Source organism: Aeromonas rivipollensis (assembly GCF_010974825.1).
GTDB lineage: Bacteria > Pseudomonadota > Gammaproteobacteria > Enterobacterales > Aeromonadaceae > Aeromonas > Aeromonas rivipollensis.
On record NZ_JAAILA010000007.1, the window covers coordinates 41491 to 59148 of the forward strand.

General features: G+C 60.1%; 18 protein-coding genes. 1 reads left to right on the forward strand and 17 read right to left on the reverse strand.

The features are described 5' to 3' along the window. Window positions 1-2: 2 nt before the first annotated feature. The 10 genes from tppD to murJ form a co-directional block, all read right to left on the reverse strand. Complete coding sequence (tppD, locus tag G4923_RS03800) at window positions 3-446, reverse strand: type IVa pilus pseudopilin TppD (RefSeq protein WP_106884984.1); 444 nt, start codon at window positions 444-446, stop codon at window positions 3-5. Beyond that, the gene (locus tag G4923_RS03805) at window positions 443-1444 is read right to left on the reverse strand and encodes a PilW family protein (protein WP_163135569.1); all 1002 of its coding nucleotides are present in this window, start codon (window positions 1442-1444) and stop codon (window positions 443-445) included. Before G4923_RS03805 ends, tppD begins: the two co-directional genes overlap by 4 nt. Continuing rightward, window positions 1441-2004 (reverse strand): type IV pilus modification protein PilV, encoded by a 564-nt coding sequence (pilV, locus tag G4923_RS03810; protein ID WP_163135571.1) that lies wholly within the window; start codon window positions 2002-2004, stop codon window positions 1441-1443. Before pilV ends, G4923_RS03805 begins: the two co-directional genes overlap by 4 nt. A gap of 3 nt (window positions 2005-2007) precedes the next feature. After that, window positions 2008-2415, reverse strand: coding sequence for a type IVa pilus pseudopilin TppA (tppA, locus tag G4923_RS03815; RefSeq protein ID WP_163135572.1), 408 nt, complete (start codon window positions 2413-2415; stop codon window positions 2008-2010). Between the two features lie 110 nt (window positions 2416-2525). Further along, window positions 2526-3461, reverse strand: a complete 936-nt coding sequence (gene ispH, locus G4923_RS03820) for a 4-hydroxy-3-methylbut-2-enyl diphosphate reductase (RefSeq protein WP_163135574.1) — start codon at window positions 3459-3461, stop codon at window positions 2526-2528. 79 nt (window positions 3462-3540) lie between these two features. Then, window positions 3541-3993: an FKBP-type peptidyl-prolyl cis-trans isomerase gene (fkpB, locus tag G4923_RS03825; protein WP_163135576.1), complete on the reverse strand. Its 453-nt coding sequence runs from the start codon at window positions 3991-3993 to the stop codon at window positions 3541-3543. After that, on the reverse strand, window positions 3990-4502 hold the full coding sequence (gene lspA, locus G4923_RS03830; protein ID WP_139743717.1) for a signal peptidase II: 513 nt from the start codon (window positions 4500-4502) through the stop codon (window positions 3990-3992). The genes fkpB and lspA overlap by 4 nt, the downstream gene beginning before the upstream one ends. Further along, on the reverse strand, window positions 4502-7363 hold the full coding sequence (gene ileS / locus G4923_RS03835) for an isoleucine--tRNA ligase (protein WP_163135578.1): 2862 nt from the start codon (window positions 7361-7363) through the stop codon (window positions 4502-4504). Before ileS ends, lspA begins: the two co-directional genes overlap by 1 nt. Next, entirely contained in the window at window positions 7363-8337 is a 975-nt protein-coding gene (gene ribF, locus G4923_RS03840; RefSeq protein WP_111913483.1) for a bifunctional riboflavin kinase/FAD synthetase, read from the reverse strand. Before ribF ends, ileS begins: the two co-directional genes overlap by 1 nt. A 120-nt stretch (window positions 8338-8457) precedes the next feature. After that, window positions 8458-10020, reverse strand: coding sequence for a murein biosynthesis integral membrane protein MurJ (murJ, locus tag G4923_RS03845; protein WP_163135580.1), 1563 nt, complete (start codon window positions 10018-10020; stop codon window positions 8458-8460). A 191-nt stretch (window positions 10021-10211) separates the two neighbouring features. On the opposite strand from murJ, the gene rpsT reads away from it, so the two are divergent. Further along, on the forward strand, window positions 10212-10475 hold the full coding sequence (rpsT, locus tag G4923_RS03850) for a 30S ribosomal protein S20 (protein WP_033129187.1): 264 nt from the start codon (window positions 10212-10214) through the stop codon (window positions 10473-10475). 48 nt (window positions 10476-10523) lie between these two features. Here rpsT and G4923_RS03855 read toward each other — a convergent pair whose 3' ends face one another. From G4923_RS03855 to ptsP, 7 genes are all read right to left on the reverse strand, one after another. Beyond that, entirely contained in the window at window positions 10524-10826 is a 303-nt protein-coding gene (locus G4923_RS03855; protein WP_106884992.1) for an ArsR/SmtB family transcription factor, read from the reverse strand. A 49-nt stretch (window positions 10827-10875) separates the two neighbouring features. Continuing rightward, the gene (gene nhaR / locus G4923_RS03860; RefSeq protein ID WP_005332358.1) at window positions 10876-11808 is read right to left on the reverse strand and encodes a transcriptional activator NhaR; all 933 of its coding nucleotides are present in this window, start codon (window positions 11806-11808) and stop codon (window positions 10876-10878) included. Further along, the gene (locus G4923_RS03865) at window positions 11795-12175 is read right to left on the reverse strand and encodes a hypothetical protein (RefSeq protein ID WP_193353991.1); all 381 of its coding nucleotides are present in this window, start codon (window positions 12173-12175) and stop codon (window positions 11795-11797) included. Before G4923_RS03865 ends, nhaR begins: the two co-directional genes overlap by 14 nt. 20 nt (window positions 12176-12195) lie before the next feature. Then, entirely contained in the window at window positions 12196-13386 is a 1191-nt protein-coding gene (nhaA, locus tag G4923_RS03870) for a Na+/H+ antiporter NhaA (protein ID WP_106884995.1), read from the reverse strand. Window positions 13387-13681: 295 nt separating this feature from the next. After that, window positions 13682-14476 carry a thymidylate synthase gene (gene thyA, locus G4923_RS03875; protein ID WP_111913475.1) on the reverse strand — a complete coding sequence of 265 codons (795 nt, stop codon included), beginning with the start codon at window positions 14474-14476 and terminating at the stop codon, window positions 13682-13684. After that, window positions 14473-15300, reverse strand: a complete 828-nt coding sequence (gene lgt / locus G4923_RS03880; protein ID WP_041207083.1) for a prolipoprotein diacylglyceryl transferase — start codon at window positions 15298-15300, stop codon at window positions 14473-14475. Before lgt ends, thyA begins: the two co-directional genes overlap by 4 nt. A 67-nt stretch (window positions 15301-15367) precedes the next feature. Then, a complete protein-coding gene (gene ptsP / locus G4923_RS03885) occupies window positions 15368-17647 on the reverse strand; it encodes a phosphoenolpyruvate--protein phosphotransferase (protein ID WP_106884996.1) in 2280 nt (759 codons plus the stop codon). Window positions 17648-17658 lie beyond the last annotated feature (11 nt).

Consider the following 17658-nt stretch of genomic DNA (forward strand, 5'->3'; position numbering starts at 1 on the left):
TCCTATTCTGTGAGCAGTGGTTGTTCTACACCCGCAATCCAAGTCAACGGGCGAACATATTTTCCATAATTCACATTGGCCTGCAGCTCGACATACTTGCACGCAGGAATCACATTGCTGCTGCTGGCGTCAATCTTTCGCTTGCACACGGTTTCGATACGATTAGTAAGAGCGACAGCCGCCGAAGCATTGCTGCTATTGACGCTGATCGCCGCACTGGCCCCCAGAGTGGCGCCCATGCCGGCAATCACAGTCGATATGTTGTTGCTCTGCATCGCCGCTTCGATGATGCCTTCGAGCCGATGCTCCGCCTGTCGGAAGCTGGCGGACGAGCCAGCCATCTTGAGGTCTTGCCCCGAAGATTGCATCACCACCACGGCAATCAGGGTAAGGGGCAGCAGAATGATCAGGGCGACGATCAGAGCCACACCGCGCTGGGATCTCATGCTCCACCTCCCACTATTACCGCAGGATTACGCAGCGATACACTGGTTTCCAGTAACAGACGGCGGAAACCATCTCCATTACCTGGGACACTGACGCTGCCAACCTGATAGATGTTGTTATTTACATAACTGCTGGACGCTTGCAGTGAGCGAACCAGAATAAAGATACGTGCCGCCACGACCCGTCCTTCGCTCCACTCCTGTTCGGTGACATTCGCAGTCGCAACATAACGGTCAATTTCACCATCCGGCACCGGGCTGTCGTCGACACCAAACAGCACCGTCATCCGTTCAATTCCTTCGGCCATGGGGCCGGAGATCAATACCGATCCGCCATTTGCGGTCAGGTAACGCTTTCTCAATTCAGGGTTGCCTGCTGCATTGGGAGAAAGGTAATAGATAAAGTGCTGATACTCCCAGAGCTGACGTGCCGGCATGGCTGCCGTGGTGGGGACCGTTTCTCCCCCCTTGAACATCTGGGCAGCCTGGGTCGTTGTGGCGAGATAAAAGCGATTGCCAGTCGCGGCGGTATCCGCCAGCGGAAGACCAATCAGCCGCTTGATGCTGATGACATCCGAATTGGCGACACGCGAAGCCACAGGGATACAGGCAAAAGCCCCTCCCGTAATCGCCCTGCTGTTGTCCACCCCTGCGACCCAGATCCCCCGATTTGTTCCCACACTGGGTGGCAGGCTGCCTCGCCCAAGATTGTCCAGACAATCATTTGCGGCAAGCACACTAGACCCAGCACTCAGCGTAACCCCCTGCCCCACGGCCATGGGAGAACCCGTATAGTCCCCCCAAAAGCCAGCCCATTTCAGGTCCTGAGTGAGCAGGCGCATGGCGATACGGCCATTTTCCTGCAGCTCGCTCTGATCGAAGGCATCCTCAGTGGTGGCCCGAGAGGCTACGAAGATACTCAGGCCACCACCGATCAGAAATACTCCGATCAGCATGGCGATCAGCCACTCGACCAGGGTAAAGCCACGGGCGTTCATAGGGTGGTCGTCAGCACGAACTGACGCCTCTGCCGATCTGCGGCATTCCCAAGTCCACAGCTGTTGCGCACGGCGGTAACCGCATCGGCGCCATCAGACAGAGACTCCCGGCCGCGCCAGAAGATCCCCACCGTCAGGCTGTTGTTGGCCCCGCGGATCACGCATCCGACCGGAGCCTGCAGAGATGAGGCTGCACCGGACACGGCAGAACCCAGCAGGGACTGTTGCCAATAGAAGAGATCCAGCGCCTGCCGTTCGGTCCTGCTGCAATCCGACATGGTGCCATTGCTGTTGGCACAACTCGGCATGTTCAGGATAGTGTTGCCTGATACGACGGTCGTGCCCTGGGCAGTCCAGCTGTCCTGGTTGATCCTGGCACGTTCAACGAGGTCATTTGCCAGCCAGTTGGCAATGGTGCGCTGTCGAGCCTCATAGCCGGAGAATTTGGCCGTGGCCTGCATGCCAACCAGCCCCAGCAGACCAAAGGAGAGCACCACTGCGGCTATCATCACCTCCAGCAGGCTGAATCCGGTCATCTGGCGACGGCGTTGAAGTTTCATCCGCTAGTCCCAGCAGGCGTCGTTGGCGGTATCACCGAGTCGGGTAGCGCTTCTGGTGCCATCCTGATCGATGGAGAAGATGATGCAGTCGCTATCGGAGCCTTGTGCACCAGAAGCCGTGGCAAACAGGATGAACGTATTGGTGCCGGCAGAGATGACCAGATGGTAGAAGCCGGATTCGGAGTTGTCAGTGATATTCAGGTCGGCAGCGGAGGAGGCGTACCTATTGAAGTCCATAAAATAGGTTTCTTGTCTGTTGGCGGCATCCAACAGCATCTTTTTGGCATCAATACGGTGGCTGGCCAGCAGATAGCGCTGATATGAGGGATAAGCAATGGTGCCAAGAATCGCCACTATGGCGACGACAATCATCAATTCAATGAGGGAAAAGCCTCGATAGAACCCAATCATATCCCATCCTTGGTGACTGGCGGTCTTGTTAGTCTAATGCCGGATAGGTCGCAACAACAAATCCGGCATCAGGAACATCACTCTTTATTCTTAGGCCATCCTGGCCACATTCAAATGATTCTAAGCTCTGGCGGCACCTCGAAGACCACGTTCTCTTCGCGACCCGGGTGTTCGGTCACTATCTTGCCCCCCAGCTCACGCAGACGGGCGATGACATTCTGAACCAGCACATCGGGAGCAGAGGCCCCCGCAGTCACCCCGATACGTTCAACACCGTCCAGCCAGCCCGGTTCGATCATGGTGGCATCGTCGATGAGGTAGGCTCGCGCCCCCACCTTCTCGGCCAGCTCTCGCAGGCGGTTGGAGTTGGAGGAGTTGCGAGAACCGACTACCAGCATGGCATCCACCAGCCCCGCCATCTCCCGCACCGCATCCTGACGGTTCTGGGTGGCATAACAGATGTCATCCTTGCGCGGTCCCTGAATTTTCGGGAAGTGTTGGCGCAAGGCATCGATAACGTCCGAGGTCTCATCCACGCTGAGCGTAGTCTGAGTAACGAAGCAGAGATCGTCCGGGTTCTTCACCTTGAGCCTGGCCACGTCCTCCGGCGTTTCCACCAGATACATACCCCCTTCCGGATTCTCGTACTGCCCCATGGTGCCAATCACCTCGGGGTGACCGGCGTGACCGATGAGCACGGCCTCGGATCCCTTGCGGCTGGCACGATGGACCTCCATGTGCACCTTGGTCACCAGCGGACAGGTGGCATCGAACACCTTGAGGGCACGGGACTTGGCCATCTCGCGCACCGTCTTGGCAACGCCGTGGGCGGAGAAGATGACGATGCTGTCGTCCGGCACCTCGTCGAGCTCCTCGACGAACACGGCCCCCGCCTCTTTCAGCTTGTTCACCACATAGCGGTTGTGTACCACCTCGTGACGGACATAGATGGGGGCCCCGAACTTCTCAAGCGCGCTCTCGACTATGCTGATGGCACGATCGACACCGGCGCAAAAACCACGAGGATTAGCCAGCAGTATATCCATCAGAGCACCTCACTCATGCCGATGGCACAATCGACATCAACACGACAGAAACCACGTGGGTTAGCCAGCAAAATATCCATCAGTGCACCTTTTCCTCGTCATCCACGCCCAGGATCTCCACCTCGAAGGTGACGGTGTGACCCGCCAGCGGGTGGTTGAAGTCGACCGTCACCGACATCCCTTCCACCGCCCGTATGATGCCGGGCAGCTCGCTGCCATTGGGCTGATCGAAGATCATGATTGTACCGACCTTGGGCTCCACCTCGGCGCCGAACTTGGCTCTGTCCAGATGGTAGATGTTGTCGGGATTGGAGTGACCGAACGCCTGCTCAGGCGCCAGCGTGAAGCTCTTGGCCTCCCCCTGTTGCAGCCCCAGCAGACACTGCTCGAAGCTCGATGTCAGGCTGCCGTCCCCCATCCGCAGGCGGGCCGGTTTGCCGTGCAGCGCAGTGCTATCGGCAACCGAGCCATCTTCCAGCTTGATGGAGAAGTGGAACAGTACGCTGCTGTCAGCGCCTATGGCCTGGCTCATGCCGTCTCCTTCTGTTTTTCGGAGCGAAAACCTTCCAGCACTATCATGGCTGCGCCGATGAAAATGAAGCTGTCCGCCAGGTTGAATGCAGGCCAATGGGAGCGCTGCCAGTAGAAGTCGAGAAAATCGACCACGTGGCCCAACACCAGGCGATCAAAGACGTTGCCAAGGGCTCCGCCGATGATGAGGGAATAGGCGATGCCGCTCCAGCGCTGGGTGACCGACTGCTTTCGCAACCAGTGCGTCAGCAGCCCACAGATGGCAAACGCCAAGACCGCGAAGAACCAGCGCTGCCAGCCCCCCTGATCGGCCAGGAAGCTGAACGCTGCGCCCTTGTTGTAGACATGCACCAGGTTGAAGAAGGGGGTGATCTCCACCCCCGGATAGCCAAACGGCAGCAACTTGACCACGGCGAGCTTGCTCGCCTGGTCCAGTACGAAAGCCAGCACCGCCAGCCACAGCCAACGCAGGCCCGTTTTGTTATGAAGAGCGTTATTGGTCATGTTCATCAGGCAAATTGACGCGTTTCGCCGTCACCCTCGACGTTGGTGACGCAGCGGCCACAGATCTCTTCGTGACCGGCTATGGTGCCCACGTCTTCCACATGGTGCCAGCAGCGGTCGCACTTGGCGGCAGCAGACTGGGCCACGTTCAGCCACAGATCATCGCGCTCGGTCGCAACGGCACCTTCCGGTGCTGTGTCAGCTACCACCACCTTGGCCTTGGAGGTGAGGAGTACGAAGCGCAGCTCATCGGCCAAAGCATTCAGACGCTTAGCCAGCTCGGGCTTGGCGAACAGGGTCAGTTCGGCCTGCAGGGAGCCACCGATGCGCTTCTCGCCACGGGCGGCTTCCAGTGCCTTGTTCACTTCACCACGCACTGTGAGGATCTCGGCCCAGAAGTCGTCGTTCAGCACTTCGCCCGCTTCCAGACCGAACAGGCCGTCGTACCACTCTTCGGTGAATACGAACTCACCGCGCTCACCCGGCAGCAGAGCCCAGATTTCGTCGGCGGTGAAGCTCATGATGGGCGCCATCCAGCGCACCATGGCCTCGGCGATGTGATAGAGGGCGGTCTGGCAGGAGCGACGAGCCAGGCTGTCCGCCTTGGCGGTGTACTGCCTGTCCTTGATCACATCCAGGTAGAAGGAGCCCATCTCGATGGAGCAGAACTGCATCAGCTTCTGGGTCACGCCGTGGAAGTTGTACTCATCGAACGCCGCCATGATCTCGGCCTGTACCGCCTTGGCACGGCCCACGGCCCAACGATCCACCACCACCATGTCGGCAGGCGCCACCATATCGGTCGCCGGATTGAAGCCGTTCAGGTTGGCCAGCAGGAAGCGGGCTGTGTTGCGGATACGGCGATAGGCATCGGCGGAGCGCTTGAGGATCTCGTCGGAGACTGTCATCTCGCCGGTGTAGTCGGTGCTCGCTACCCACAGACGCAGGATGTCGGCGCCCAGCTTGTTCATCACGTCCTGCGGGCTGACCACGTTGCCGATGGACTTGGACATCTTGCGGCCCTGACCATCCACGGTGAAGCCGTGAGTCAGCACCTGGTTGTAGGGAGCCTTGTCTTTCATGGCCACGCCGATCATCAGGGAGGACATGAACCAGCCGCGGTGCTGGTCAGAGCCTTCCAGATACATGTCGGCCGGGTTGCCGTTGAACTCGGGACGGGCATCGACCACTGAGGAGTGGGTCGATCCTGAGTCGAACCAGACGTCCAGGGTGTCGGGCACCTTGTCGTACATGTCGGCGTCGCTGCCCAGCAGCTCGGCCTTGTCCAGATCCCACCAGGCCTGAATGCCGGACTGCTCGACCCGCTTGGCCACCTCTTCCATCAGGCGCACGGATTCAGGGTGCAGCGCCTGAGTCTCCTTGTGGACGAACAGGGAGATGGGCACACCCCAGGTACGCTGACGGGAGATGCACCAGTCAGGACGGTTCTCGACCATGGCCTGGATGCGGTTCTTGCCCCATGCCGGTACCCAGCCGCTCTGGCCGTGCTGGGCAATGCCATCTTTCTCGATGCGCTCTATCTCTTCCAGCGCGCGCTTGCGCAACCCCTTCTGCTCCATGCTGATGAACCACTGGGGGGTGGCACGGAAGATGATCGGGGTCTTGTGACGCCAGCAATGGGGGTAGGAGTGGTTGAACACCTTGTGATGCAGCAGGGCGCCGCGCTCGGTCAGCACCTCGACCACGGCCGCATTGGCCTTGAACACGTGCTGGCCGGCAAACAACTCGGTATCCGGCAGGTAAACGCCGTTGCTGCCAACCGGGTTGGCCACTTCCAGACCGTACTTCTGACCGACCACGAAGTCTTCCTGACCGTGGCCAGGGGCTGTGTGCACGGCGCCGGTACCGGCATCCAGGGTGACGTGGTCACCCAGTACGACAGGCACGTCGAAGCTGTAGAAGGGATGGTTGAAGCGCAGCAGCTCGAGCGCCGCACCCTTGGCATAGCCCAGGTTGTGGAATTTCTCGATACCGGCTCTGTCCATCACATCCTTGACCAGCTCGGCGGCCAGGATCAGGCGCTCGGGGTTGTCACCCTCCACCTGTACCAGGGCGTAGTCCAGATCGGCGTGCATGGCGATGGCACGGTTGGCCGGCAGGGTCCAGGGGGTGGTGGTCCAGATCACGGCAGAGAGCGGGCCCTTGCCGGTGTGACCTTCGGGGCAGTCGAACTTGGCTGCCACTGTCGCCTCGTCGACGGCCTTGAAGCGCACATCGATGGAGGGGGAATTCTTGTCGTAGTACTCCACTTCGGCTTCCGCCAGGGCGGAGCCGCAGTCGGTACACCAATGTACCGGCTTGGAACCCTTGTGCAGGTGACCATTGGCGACGATCTTGGCCATGGAGCGGATGATGTTGGCTTCGGTGCCAAAGTCCATGGTCAGGTAGGGGTGTTCCCAGTCACCCAGCACGCCCAGACGGATGAAGTCGGTCTTCTGCGCTTCGATCTGGGTCTTGGCGTATTTGCGGCACTCGGCGCGGAACTCGGCGGCGGAAACCTTCTCCCCCGGCTTGCCGACCATGCCTTCCACCTTCAGCTCTATGGGCAGACCGTGGCAATCCCAGCCCGGCACATAGGGGGAATCGAAGCCGGAGAGGCCCTTGGACTTGATGATGATGTCTTTGAGGATCTTGTTGACCGAGTGACCGATGTGAATGCTGCCGTTCGCGTAGGGGGGGCCATCATGCAGAATGAAAGAAGGCTTGCCCGCTTTGGCGCGGCGAATGGCGCCGTAAAGATCCTGATCGTACCAACGCTTGAGCATGTTGGGTTCGCGCTTGGCCAGATCGCCACGCATCGGAAACTCGGTTTCCGGCAGATTCAGGGTGTGTTTATAGTCGCTCATCAGTCCTGGGTTCCCTTCTTTTCTAAAAGAGTGCTGGGTAAATTGAATGGTGGCAGCCCGAACCAGGCTCGGGCCGCCAGGGCATCTCGTTCGATCTGCTCTTTCAAGGCGGTGAAAGAGGCAAACTTCTGCTCTTCGCGCAGCTTGTGGCGAAGCAGCACCTTGACCTGCTGACCGTATAGATCACCAGAAAAATCAAATAGATGTACTTCCAATCTGGCTTGTGTACCGCTCAAGGTCGGCCGTACACCCACATTGGCGACACCGGGGAAGGTCTTGCCGGAACATAACACTTCCACCGCGAACACGCCACCGACCGGGATCACCTGCCGTTTGAGCGCGAGATTGGCGGTAGGAAAACCTATGGTACGCCCCAGCTTGTCGCCGTGGGCCACCCGACCACTGATGGCATAGGGACGGCCGAGCATCAGCTCCACCTCGGCCATACGCCCCGCCTTCAAGGCCTCGCGCACTAGCGTGCTGCTGACCCGCTGGCGCTCGACCTGGAAGCTCTGGGTGCTGATCACCTCGAAACCGAAGCGATGACCCGCCTCCTCCAGCAGGTGGAAGTCCCCCTCCCGCCCCTTGCCGAAGCGAAAATCATCGCCCACCACCAGGTAGTGCACGCCGAGTTTCTCCACCAGCAACTGCTCGATGAAGCTGCTGGCGGCCTGCTCGGCGAAGCGGTGTGTAAACCGTACACAGAGCATGCGATCTATCTGCATCCCCTTGAGGGCTTCGTACTTCTCCCGCCAACGGCTGAGACGGGCAGGAGCGGCGTCCCCCGCAAACAGCTCAAGGGGCTGTGGCTCGAACAGCATGACGCAGGCGGGCAGGCCAAGCTGGGCGGCTTTCTCCTGCAGTCGGGCCAGCACCGCATGGTGGCCCTGATGAACCCCATCGAAGTTGCCTATGGTCAATACGCAGCCCCGATGACGGGGCTTGATATTGTGAATGCCGCGAATGAGTTCCATCAGTGCCTTGTGCGTTGCTGCCATGGAAATCGGCGGATTATATATCAGGCAGCAGGCAGGGTCAGCCCTGCTGTTGAGCCGATTTCAGGTATCTGACCCGGAACCCGGGCATCATCAGCCTCATTGCTGGCCCGATTTCAGGTGTCTTGGCCTGACCCCCAGCACCAACAGGACTATTCCATACAAGGCGCCCCCCAGGCAGAGCAGCAAGGTCAGCTCCAGACTGGCTTTGCCCATGCTCCAGTCCCCCCACTGGGCGAGATCCGGTGACAGATAGCCAAGCACGCCCCCCATCAGCACAGTCGCCACCAGCAGCTTGAGGCAGAACACGCCCGTGTTGCGGGAAGGGCGATAGACCGCCTGCTGATACAACCCCTTGAACAGCAGGGCCGCATTCAGGGTGCCGGAGCAGGCGGTGGCGAGCGCCAGCCCCACATAGCCAAGCGGATAGATGAAGATGAGGTTGCACACCATGTTGGCCACCATGGCCATGATGCCGATCCGTACCGGGGTCCTGGTGTCCTGGCGGGCATAGTAGCCGGGGGCCAGCACCTTGATCAGCATCAGGGAGAGCAGCCCTGTGGTGGATGCCAGCAGGCTGGCGCTGGACATTGCCACCTCGTGCATGCCGAACTCACCGCGCATGAAGAGCACCCGCAGTATGGGCTCGCGCAATACGGCAATCCCCACCATGGCGGGCAGGCCGAGCAGCATCACCATGCGCACCCCCCAGTCCATGGTACGGGAGAAGTCGGCCGGATCCGCATCCACATGCTTCTTGGCCAGCGCCGGCAGGATCACTGTGCTGATGGCGACCGCGAACAGGCCGAGGGGGAACTCCAGCAGGCGATCCGAGTAGTAGAGATAGCTGATGGCACCGGTCGCCAGGAAGGAGGCCAGCATGGTGTTGATCAGCAGATTGATCTGGCTGACCGAGACGCCGAACAGCGCCGGTATCATCAGGGTGCGGATCTTCACCACACCAGGATGGTGCCAACCCCACTTGGGCCACACCAGCATGTTGATCTGGCGCAGGAAGGGGTACTGGAACAGAAACTGCACCAAGCCGCCGAGGAAGACGCCGATCGCCAGCGCGATCTCGGGCCGCTCCAGCAACGGGGCTATCCACCAGGCCGCCGCTATCATGGTGAGGTTGAGGAACACCGGCGTGAAGGAGGAGACGGCGAAGCGACCAAAGGTGTTGAGAATAGCCCCGGCCATGGCGGTGAAGGTGATGAACCAGAGATAGGGGAAGGTAATCTTGAGCATCAGGCTGGCCAGCTCGAACTTCTCGGCCGCCGGGCCGCCGTGCAGCCAGTCCCAGAACCACCCCCAGCCAAACAGGGCCGTCAGCACCCCCGAGCCCAGCACACCGAGCAGGGTGACTATGGTGACTATGCCCCCAAGGGTGCCCGCCACCGCGGCCAGCAGTTCACGCACGGCCTGCTCGTCACCGTTTTTCTTGTACTCCGTCATCACCGGCACGAAGGCCTGGTTGAAAGCCCCTTCGGCGAACAGCCGGCGCAAGAAGTTGGGAATGCGGTTGGCGAAGAAGAAGACGTCTGCGGCCACCCCGGCACCGAGCAGATTGGCGATGACCACATCGCGCACCAAGCCCATCACACGGGACACCAGCGTCATTGCGGACACTATCATGCCGGATTTGATCAATTTCTTACTCAAGACGAGGCCTCTGGAACTGTCAGAATGGAAAGAATGCTGCTAGAATCGGCCGACAGTTTAACCGCCTCCCAACTGACACACCACCGGGGGGCGGTGTTTATTTGCACAAATCATTTGACAATATGTGGTTGAGAAGGCATATTTCCGGGCCTTTTCAATACACTCGCTAAGACAGTTTTAGGAGTTTTACCTTGGCTAATATCAAATCTGCTAAGAAGCGCGCGATTCAGTCAGAGAAACGTCGTCAACACAACGCCAGCCGTCGTTCAATGACCCGTACCTATCTGAAGAAAGTAATTGCTGCCATCGCTTCTGGCGACAAAGCTGCTGCCACTGCCGCTTTCGCTGTTGCTCAGCCGATCATGGATCGTATGGCGACCAAAGGCCTGATCCACAAGAACAAAGCTGCTCGTCACAAGAGCCGCCTGTCTGCCCAGATCAAAGCTATGGCTTAATCAGCTTTGGCTGAACAAAGCTAAAAAACCGGCCTTAGTGCCGGTTTTTTATTTTGGTTCGCTGCAATACAGCCTGTGCAACAATCCAATCATCTCGCGTACCTCATGGCTGCGCAGCGAATAGTAGACCGTCTGGGCCTCTTTTCGCGTCGCCACCAGCTCATCGCGCCGCAGCACAGCAAGGTGTTGTGACAGGGCCGATTGACTCAGTCCAAGCACCTCGTTGAGTTCCCCCACCGACAGCTCTCTCTCCAATAACTGGCACAGAATGAACAAGCGCCGTTCATTGGCCAGCGCCTTGAGCAGGGTGACCGCACGTCCGGCATTCGCCTCCATCTCTTCCAACTGCATCGCATTCCCTCCCCTGCAAGACAGGAATCATACCTCCTGCCCCGTCGATTTAAAATGACAGGGTCGCCGGCTGAATGGTGGTGAAGTCCTCCTGACCGGCAAAGAGGAAGGAGAAATCACTCTCGCACACCCGCTTCACCGCCGGATGCTGGATCATCCGCTCGGCAAAGATGACGTAGTACTCCTCCATCAGATCCTGGGTCTCCCCGATCAGCATCACCTCCTCCCCCTCCAGGATCTCCTCCCGATAGATGGTCGGCGCCATGAAGATCCCCTGATTGAAGAAGCCAAATGCCTTCATCAGGGCCGCATCGTCGAATTCCCCCAGGATGCTGGGAGAGATGCCCTGCTGCTCGAACCATTGGGTCAGCTGGCGCCCCATGGCGGTACGACGACCAGGGATGAGCAGTTTGCGCTCCTCGAGACAGGCAGGAAAAGGCTTTTCGGGCAGCGGTGCCTTGCAGAAGAAGCTGACGCCGCAGCCCCCCAGCCGCTTGGAGAGCAGGCCGGCGTGCTGGCTGGAATCCACCGGGCAATCGGAGAGGATCATGTCGAGCTTGTGCTCGCTCAGTTGCTCCAGCAGCAGCTCGTGGGTCGACTCGAAACAGCGCAGGTGGATTGAGCCGTCGTTAGGGATGACGGAGAGCAGCACCCGGCTGGCGAGGCGCTTGGAGAGTGCATCGGCGATGCCGACGTCGAACAGGATCTGGCTCTCCTTGCGGTAGTTGACGATATCCAGCATCTCGTAGGAGAGGCTGAACATCTTGTCGGCATAGCGAAATACCAGCTGGCCCAGTTCGGTGGCCTCGAGGGAACGACCCTTTCGAATCAATAGCTTGCCGCCGAGACGCTGCTCCAGCAATTTGATCTGACCGGTGACTGTCTGGGGAGTGAGGAAGAGGGCTTCCGCCGCCTGGGTGACGGAGCCCTTCTTCTGAGTCATCCAAAAATAGTAGAGATGGTTGTAATTAAGGTGTGACATCCGATGGGGTTCCCGCGCTGCGCGGGCTCCGGTAGCAGCTGAGTTCAACCGCCAGAATGTCATACATGTCGCTGATCGAGTCAACCTTGTTTGCGCCGAACTGCTCTTGCAGGGTCAGCTTGAGGCGGGCCGGATCCGGCATCCGCTCCCCGCAATAACGCTTGTTCGACTGCTTGACTCGCTCGCCGGCCCGGCTGCTGAGGGCCCGCTCGGTGAAGGTCTCACCGAATCGGGCCTTGGCCTGCTTGTCCCCCAGCATGAGGGCGCTGTCCACCACCCCATTGAGATAGGCCGAGCAACTGGCCGACATCGCATCCTGCTGGCACTCCGCCAGGCTATTCGCCCAGACTGCCGGGCTCGCCAGCATGACTAACCATCCGAGTCTTCTCATAACCCCTCCGTGCTTTGATTCGCCTCCCGATTGGGCAGCGATATCCGCAGGGCGATAAAACCGATCACGGCCGCCAGGGTGGATCCCACCAGGATCCCGAGGCGTGAGTAGCTGCCGTAGTCCAGTCCGCCATGCTCGAATGCCAGCGATGCGATGAACATCGACATGGTAAAGCCGATGCCACACAGGATGCTGACCGCAAAGATCTGCTTGAAGTTGACGCCGCTCGGCAGCTGGGCGATGCCGAGTTTCACCGACAGCCAGCTGATGGTGAAGATGCCGAGGGGTTTGCCGATGAAGAGCCCCAGTATGATGCCCATGGGCACCGGGCTGAGCAGATCCGACAGCTGGATCCCGTCGAGGGAGACCCCGGCGTTGGCAAAGGCAAACAACGGCAGTATCAGGTACGCACTCCAGGGGTGCAGCACATGCTCCAGATGCTTGAGCGGCGAGGCATAGCGCTTCCCGGAGATAGGGATCATGAAGCCAACGATGACGCCGGCCAGGGTCGCATGGACGCCGGACTTGAGCACTGCAACCCAGAGCACCAGACCCACCAGCATGTAGAGGCCGATCCTGTCCTCACCGCGGCGATTCATCCACAGCAGAGTGAGGGTCGCCACTATGCCGACCGCCAGTGCGGTCAGCGACAGCTGCTGGGTATAGAAGAGGGCGATGATGATGATGACCCCAAGGTCATCCATGATGGCCAGGGCCAGCAGGAATACCTTGAGGCTGGTCGGTACCCGCTTGCCAAGCAGCGCCATCACCCCGAGGGCGAAGGCGATGTCGGTTGCGGCCGGAATGGCCCAGCCGGCCCGGGTCACTTCGTCTTCGTAGTTGAAGAAGGCATAGATGAGCGCAGGGGCCAGCATGCCGCCCACGGCGGCGATGGCCGGGAAGGTGGCCTGCACCCGTGATGAGAGCGCCCCCTCCAGCATCTCACGCTTTACTTCCAGCCCGACCAGCAGGAAGAAGATCGCCATGAAGCCGTCGTTGATCCAGAGCAGCAGCGGCTTGTTGATGTCGAGGGCGGCAATGCGCACCTGTACCTGGGTATTGAGGAAACTCTGATAGTGCTCCGCCAGGGCAGAGTTGGCCAGACCGATGGCCACCAGGGCGGCCAGGATCAGAATTATTCCGGAGGCTGACTCCAGTTTGAGAAATCGCTTGAACACATCGCTCATGGTCTAACTATCCATAAAATTGTACTTTTTCAGTCTAGGGGCCGAGTGAGTTAATGAAAAATCGTTTCTAACTGCCAATAACAACGGAAAAACCGAAGGCAAAATGAATCATGCCTGCTATAAGCACGTTTTACCCCGCCTTCATGAGCCCACGGAGCATTCTTTTTTTTGCATATTTATTCTTTTCAGGCATGAAAAAGGCGCCCGCAGGCGCCTTTCGAACAGATGGAATAACGTAATACCGCCACGCGGGAGATCCCGCCGAGTGCCGCGCGCCATCACGGCGGATACGGGATCAGATGGCGACAGGGGCCTTGATACCCGGATGGGGATCATAACCCTGGATCTCGAAGTCCTCGAACCTGTAGTCGAAGATGGAGTCCGGCTTGCGCTTGATCACCAGCTGCGGCAAGGGACGCGGCTCGCGGGAGAGCTGCAGCGCCGTTTGCTCCATGTGGTTGGAGTAGAGGTGCACGTCGCCACCGGTCCAGACGAAGTCCCCCACCGCCAGATCGCACTGCTGGGCCATCATGTGGGTCAGCAGGGCGTAGCTCGCGATGTTGAACGGCAGGCCGAGGAAGACGTCGCAACTGCGCTGATAGAGCTGGCAAGAGAGCTTGCCGTCTGCCACGTAGAACTGGAAGAAGGCGTGACAAGGGGCGAGCGCCATCTTGTCCAGCTCACCCACGTTCCAGGCGGAGACTATGATGCGACGCGAGTCCGGGTTGTGCTTGATGTCATCCACCGCCTTCTGGATCTGGTCGATGACGGCGCCATCGGCCGCCGGCCAGGAGCGCCACTGGGCACCGTAGACAGGGCCCAGATCGCCGTGCTCGTCGGCCCACTCGTCCCAGATGCTGACGCCGTGCTCTTTCAGGTAGGCGGTGTTGGTGTCGCCATTGAGGAACCAGAGCAGCTCGTGAATGATGGAGCGCAGGTGGCACTTCTTGGTGGTGACCAGCGGGAAGCCTTCCGCCAGATTGAAGCGCATCTGATGACCGAACAGGGAGACTGTCCCCGTGCCGGTGCGATCGGATTTGACGGTACCTTCATCCAGGATCTTCTGCATCAGGTCGAGATAGGCCCTCATTGCTTTGCCTCCTTCGCCGCGTTGCCGAACAACTGCGGACGCTTGTAGGCGACCCAGATCATCAGGGCGCCGATGATGATCATCGGAGTGGAGAGGATCTGGCCCATGCTGATCTCCTGGAAGTAGAGACCGAGCTGGCTGTCAGGCTGGCGTACGAACTCCACCAGGAAGCGGAACAGGCCGTAGAACAGCAGGAACATGCCGGAGATGGCGCCCCGTGGCGGGTTCTTGCGCCAGAACAGGTTCAGGATGATGAAGAGCACCACACCTTCCAGAGCGAACTGGTAGAGCTGGGAGGGGTGACGCGGCTCGGGGCCGGCCTCCGGGAAGATGATGGCCCAGGGCACGTCTGTGACCCGGCCCCACAGCTCGCCGTTCATGAAGTTGCCGATGCGGCCGACACCGAGGCCGAACGGAATGAGCGGCGCCACGAAGTCAGCCACGGTGAAGAAGTGACGCTTGGTCTTGTGGGCAAACCAGATCATGGCGGTGATGACCCCGATCAGGCCGCCGTGGAACGACATGCCGCCGGTCCAGATCTTGAACAGGTAGGTGGGATCGGCCAGGAAGAGATCGAAGTTGTAGAACAGCACATAGCCGATACGACCACCCAGGATCACCCCGAGGAAGCCGTAGAACAGCAGGTCGGAGACCTCGTTGCGAGTCCAGCCACTGTTGGGCGCATCGGCGCGGCGGCCCGCAAGCCACATGGCAAAGGCAAAACCAAACAAATACATGAGACCGTACCAGCGTACCGATAGTGGTCCCAAACTGAATGCTACGGGATCAATCTGCGAGAAAACCCAATATCCGTCGTGCTGCATGGCGCGGCCCCAGTCATAAGAAAAGCCGCATTCTCCGATCATTCGTCAGCAGGAACAAGACTGAATATCAATCGGGCAACTTGGTCTTGTGGCCCGCGCGCAGCAAACCGCCCAGACCGTGCTCTTCCAGGTAGCGGGCAAACAGGCCACGGAGCACGTGGGGATTGTCGTGCTTGAGGCCATCTGCCATCAGCGCCTTCAGCTCGCCGAGATCGGATTGACGCAGCACGTACTTGATGCGGGATATGTTGTGGGTGTTCATGCTGAAACGGCGATAGCCCATGGCCAGCAGCAGCAGCACGCCGACCGGATCCCCGGCCAGTTCGCCACAGACCGAGACCGGCTTCTGGTAGCGATGGGAGGCATCGACCAGCAGTTGCAGGGCGCGGATCACCGCGGGATGGAAGGCGTCATAGATGCTGGCGACCCGGGCGTTGTTGCGATCCACCGCCAGCAGATACTGGGTCAGGTCATTGCTGCCCACCGACCAGAAGTCGATGAGGGGGGCCATCTCCGGCAGGATGTAGAGGGCGGAAGGCACCTCTATCATCACCCCCAGGCTGGGGTAGCGGATCACCGCATCGCGGCTCGCCGCCTCTTCCGACACTTCACGCCAGGCCTGATCCAGCAGCCGGCGGGAAGCCTTGATTTCACTGACGCTGCTGATCATCGGCAGCATGATGGCCAGATTGTCCAGCCCTTCGCTGGCGCGCAGCATGGCCTTGAGCTGCACCAGGAACAACTCGGGGTGATCCAGGGTGAGCCGGATCCCCCGCCAGCCAAGGAAGGGATTTTCCTCCACTATGGGGAAATAGGGCAATTGCTTGTCCCCCCCCACGTCCAGAGTGCGCATGCAGACCGGGCGATCCCGATAAGTCTCCAGGATCCCGCGATAGCGCGCCGTCTGCTCCCATTCGGAGGGGAAGCTGTCCTGCAGCATGAAGGGGATCTCGGTGCGATAGAGCCCGACCCCGTCCGCCAGATGGTTGAGGGAGATCTCGGTGTCGGCACTGAGGCCGGCGTTGAGCAGCAAAGAGACAGGAGTGCCGTCAGCCGTCTCCGAGGGTTGGTTGTCGACGCTGCGCACCAGGGTATCGAGCGCCCGCTCCTCGCTCAGCAGCTGCCGGTACTCGGTCAGGATCACCTGATTGGGTTCGATGAAGAGATCGCCGCTGTAACCATCGACAACCAGGGTGCGACCACCTATGTCACCCAGGGGCAGATCCACCCCCATGATGGCCGCCACCCCCATGGCACGGGCCAGGATGGCGGCGTGGGAGTTGGTCCCCCCCTTGAGCGACACCACGCCGCTCAGGAATTCCCGCGGGATCTCGGCGAGTATGGTGGCGGTCACCTCGTCGGCGACCAGCACCACCGGCTCCCCTATGGTGAGCTGCTCGGGTTCGTCCTGCACCAGACGGCTGATGAGCCGCTGGGCTATGTCTTTCACATCGGTGGAGCGCTCCCGCAGGTAGGGATCCTTCATCCCCTTGAACTGCTCGATCAGCCGATCGCTGATGATCTTGACCGCGGAGATGGCGGTCCAGTGCTCCTTGCCGACCTTGTTGCGGATGGGCTTGATGTAGCCGGGATCGTTCAGCAGGTGCAGATAGATGTCGAAGATGGCGACCGAATCCTGGCTGTAGCTCTCGCGAAAGCGTAGCGCCAGGCTCTCCAGATCGTGGCGCACCTCTTCCACCGCAAGCTCCAGTCGGGCCAGCTGCTTGCCGTGGTCCTCGTCCTTGCGCGGGGTGATGCTGTTGAGCGCCTTGCGCGGGCGCCACACCCAGGCCTTGGCGATGGCGATGCCACTGGCGCCGGCGATGCCGCGCAGCGGCTTGCTCCAGTCGGTCTTCTGCAACCAGCCCTTGGCCTGGGCTTGGGCGATGCGCGCCGCCAGCTGCGCCGCCAGGGTGACCATGAAGGACTCTTCCCCCTCATCGAACAGCCGGCTCTCTTTCTGCTGCACCACCAGAATGCCCACCACCTGACGCTGGTGCATGATGGGGGCGCCGAGGAAGGAGCGAAATGCCTCTTCCGCGACATCGGGCAGGAACTTGAAACTGGGGTGAGAAGGCGCATCGGCCAGGTTGATCAGCTCTTCCCGCTGACCCACCAGACCGACTATGCCCTGCTCGAACGGCAAGGTGGCCTTGCCCACCGCCGACTCGGCCAGGCCATCGGTGGCCGCCAGTCGATAGCGGCGCATGTCGGGCTCGGCGACATAAACGGAGCAGCAGTCCACCGTCATGGCGAGCCGGGTCTGGCTCACCAATGCTTGCAAGGCCTGTTCGAGGGTGTTGGCCTCGGCCATGCTCTCGACGATGCGTCTGAGTTCCGTCAGCAACTAATTGTGCT

Excerpts from the sequence above, each read along its gene's own strand:
- ispH (WP_163135574.1), bottom strand. The coding sequence starts at position 3,461 with ATGGATATACTGCTGGCTAATCCTCGTGGTTTTTGCGCCGGTGTCGAT.
- nhaR (WP_005332358.1), bottom strand. The coding sequence starts at position 11,808 with ATGTCACACCTTAATTACAACCATCTCTACTATTTTTGGATGACTCAG.
- nhaA (WP_106884995.1), bottom strand. The coding sequence starts at position 13,386 with ATGAGCGATGTGTTCAAGCGATTTCTCAAACTGGAGTCAGCCTCCGGA.
- thyA (WP_111913475.1), bottom strand. The coding sequence starts at position 14,476 with ATGAGGGCCTATCTCGACCTGATGCAGAAGATCCTGGATGAAGGTACC.
- pilV (WP_163135571.1), bottom strand. The coding sequence starts at position 2,004 with ATGAAACTTCAACGCCGTCGCCAGATGACCGGATTCAGCCTGCTGGAG.
- G4923_RS03855 (WP_106884992.1), bottom strand. The coding sequence starts at position 10,826 with ATGCAGTTGGAAGAGATGGAGGCGAATGCCGGACGTGCGGTCACCCTG.
- lspA (WP_139743717.1), bottom strand. The coding sequence starts at position 4,502 with ATGAACATGACCAATAACGCTCTTCATAACAAAACGGGCCTGCGTTGG.
- G4923_RS03865 (WP_193353991.1), bottom strand. The coding sequence starts at position 12,175 with ATGCTGGCGAGCCCGGCAGTCTGGGCGAATAGCCTGGCGGAGTGCCAG.
- lgt (WP_041207083.1), bottom strand. The coding sequence starts at position 15,300 with ATGCAGCACGACGGATATTGGGTTTTCTCGCAGATTGATCCCGTAGCA.
- fkpB (WP_163135576.1), bottom strand. The coding sequence starts at position 3,993 with ATGAGCCAGGCCATAGGCGCTGACAGCAGCGTACTGTTCCACTTCTCC.
- ileS (WP_163135578.1), bottom strand. The coding sequence starts at position 7,363 with ATGAGCGACTATAAACACACCCTGAATCTGCCGGAAACCGAGTTTCCG.
- tppD (WP_106884984.1), bottom strand. The coding sequence starts at position 446 with ATGAGATCCCAGCGCGGTGTGGCTCTGATCGTCGCCCTGATCATTCTG.
- tppA (WP_163135572.1), bottom strand. The coding sequence starts at position 2,415 with ATGATTGGGTTCTATCGAGGCTTTTCCCTCATTGAATTGATGATTGTC.
- ribF (WP_111913483.1), bottom strand. The coding sequence starts at position 8,337 with ATGGAACTCATTCGCGGCATTCACAATATCAAGCCCCGTCATCGGGGC.
- G4923_RS03805 (WP_163135569.1), bottom strand. The coding sequence starts at position 1,444 with ATGAACGCCCGTGGCTTTACCCTGGTCGAGTGGCTGATCGCCATGCTG.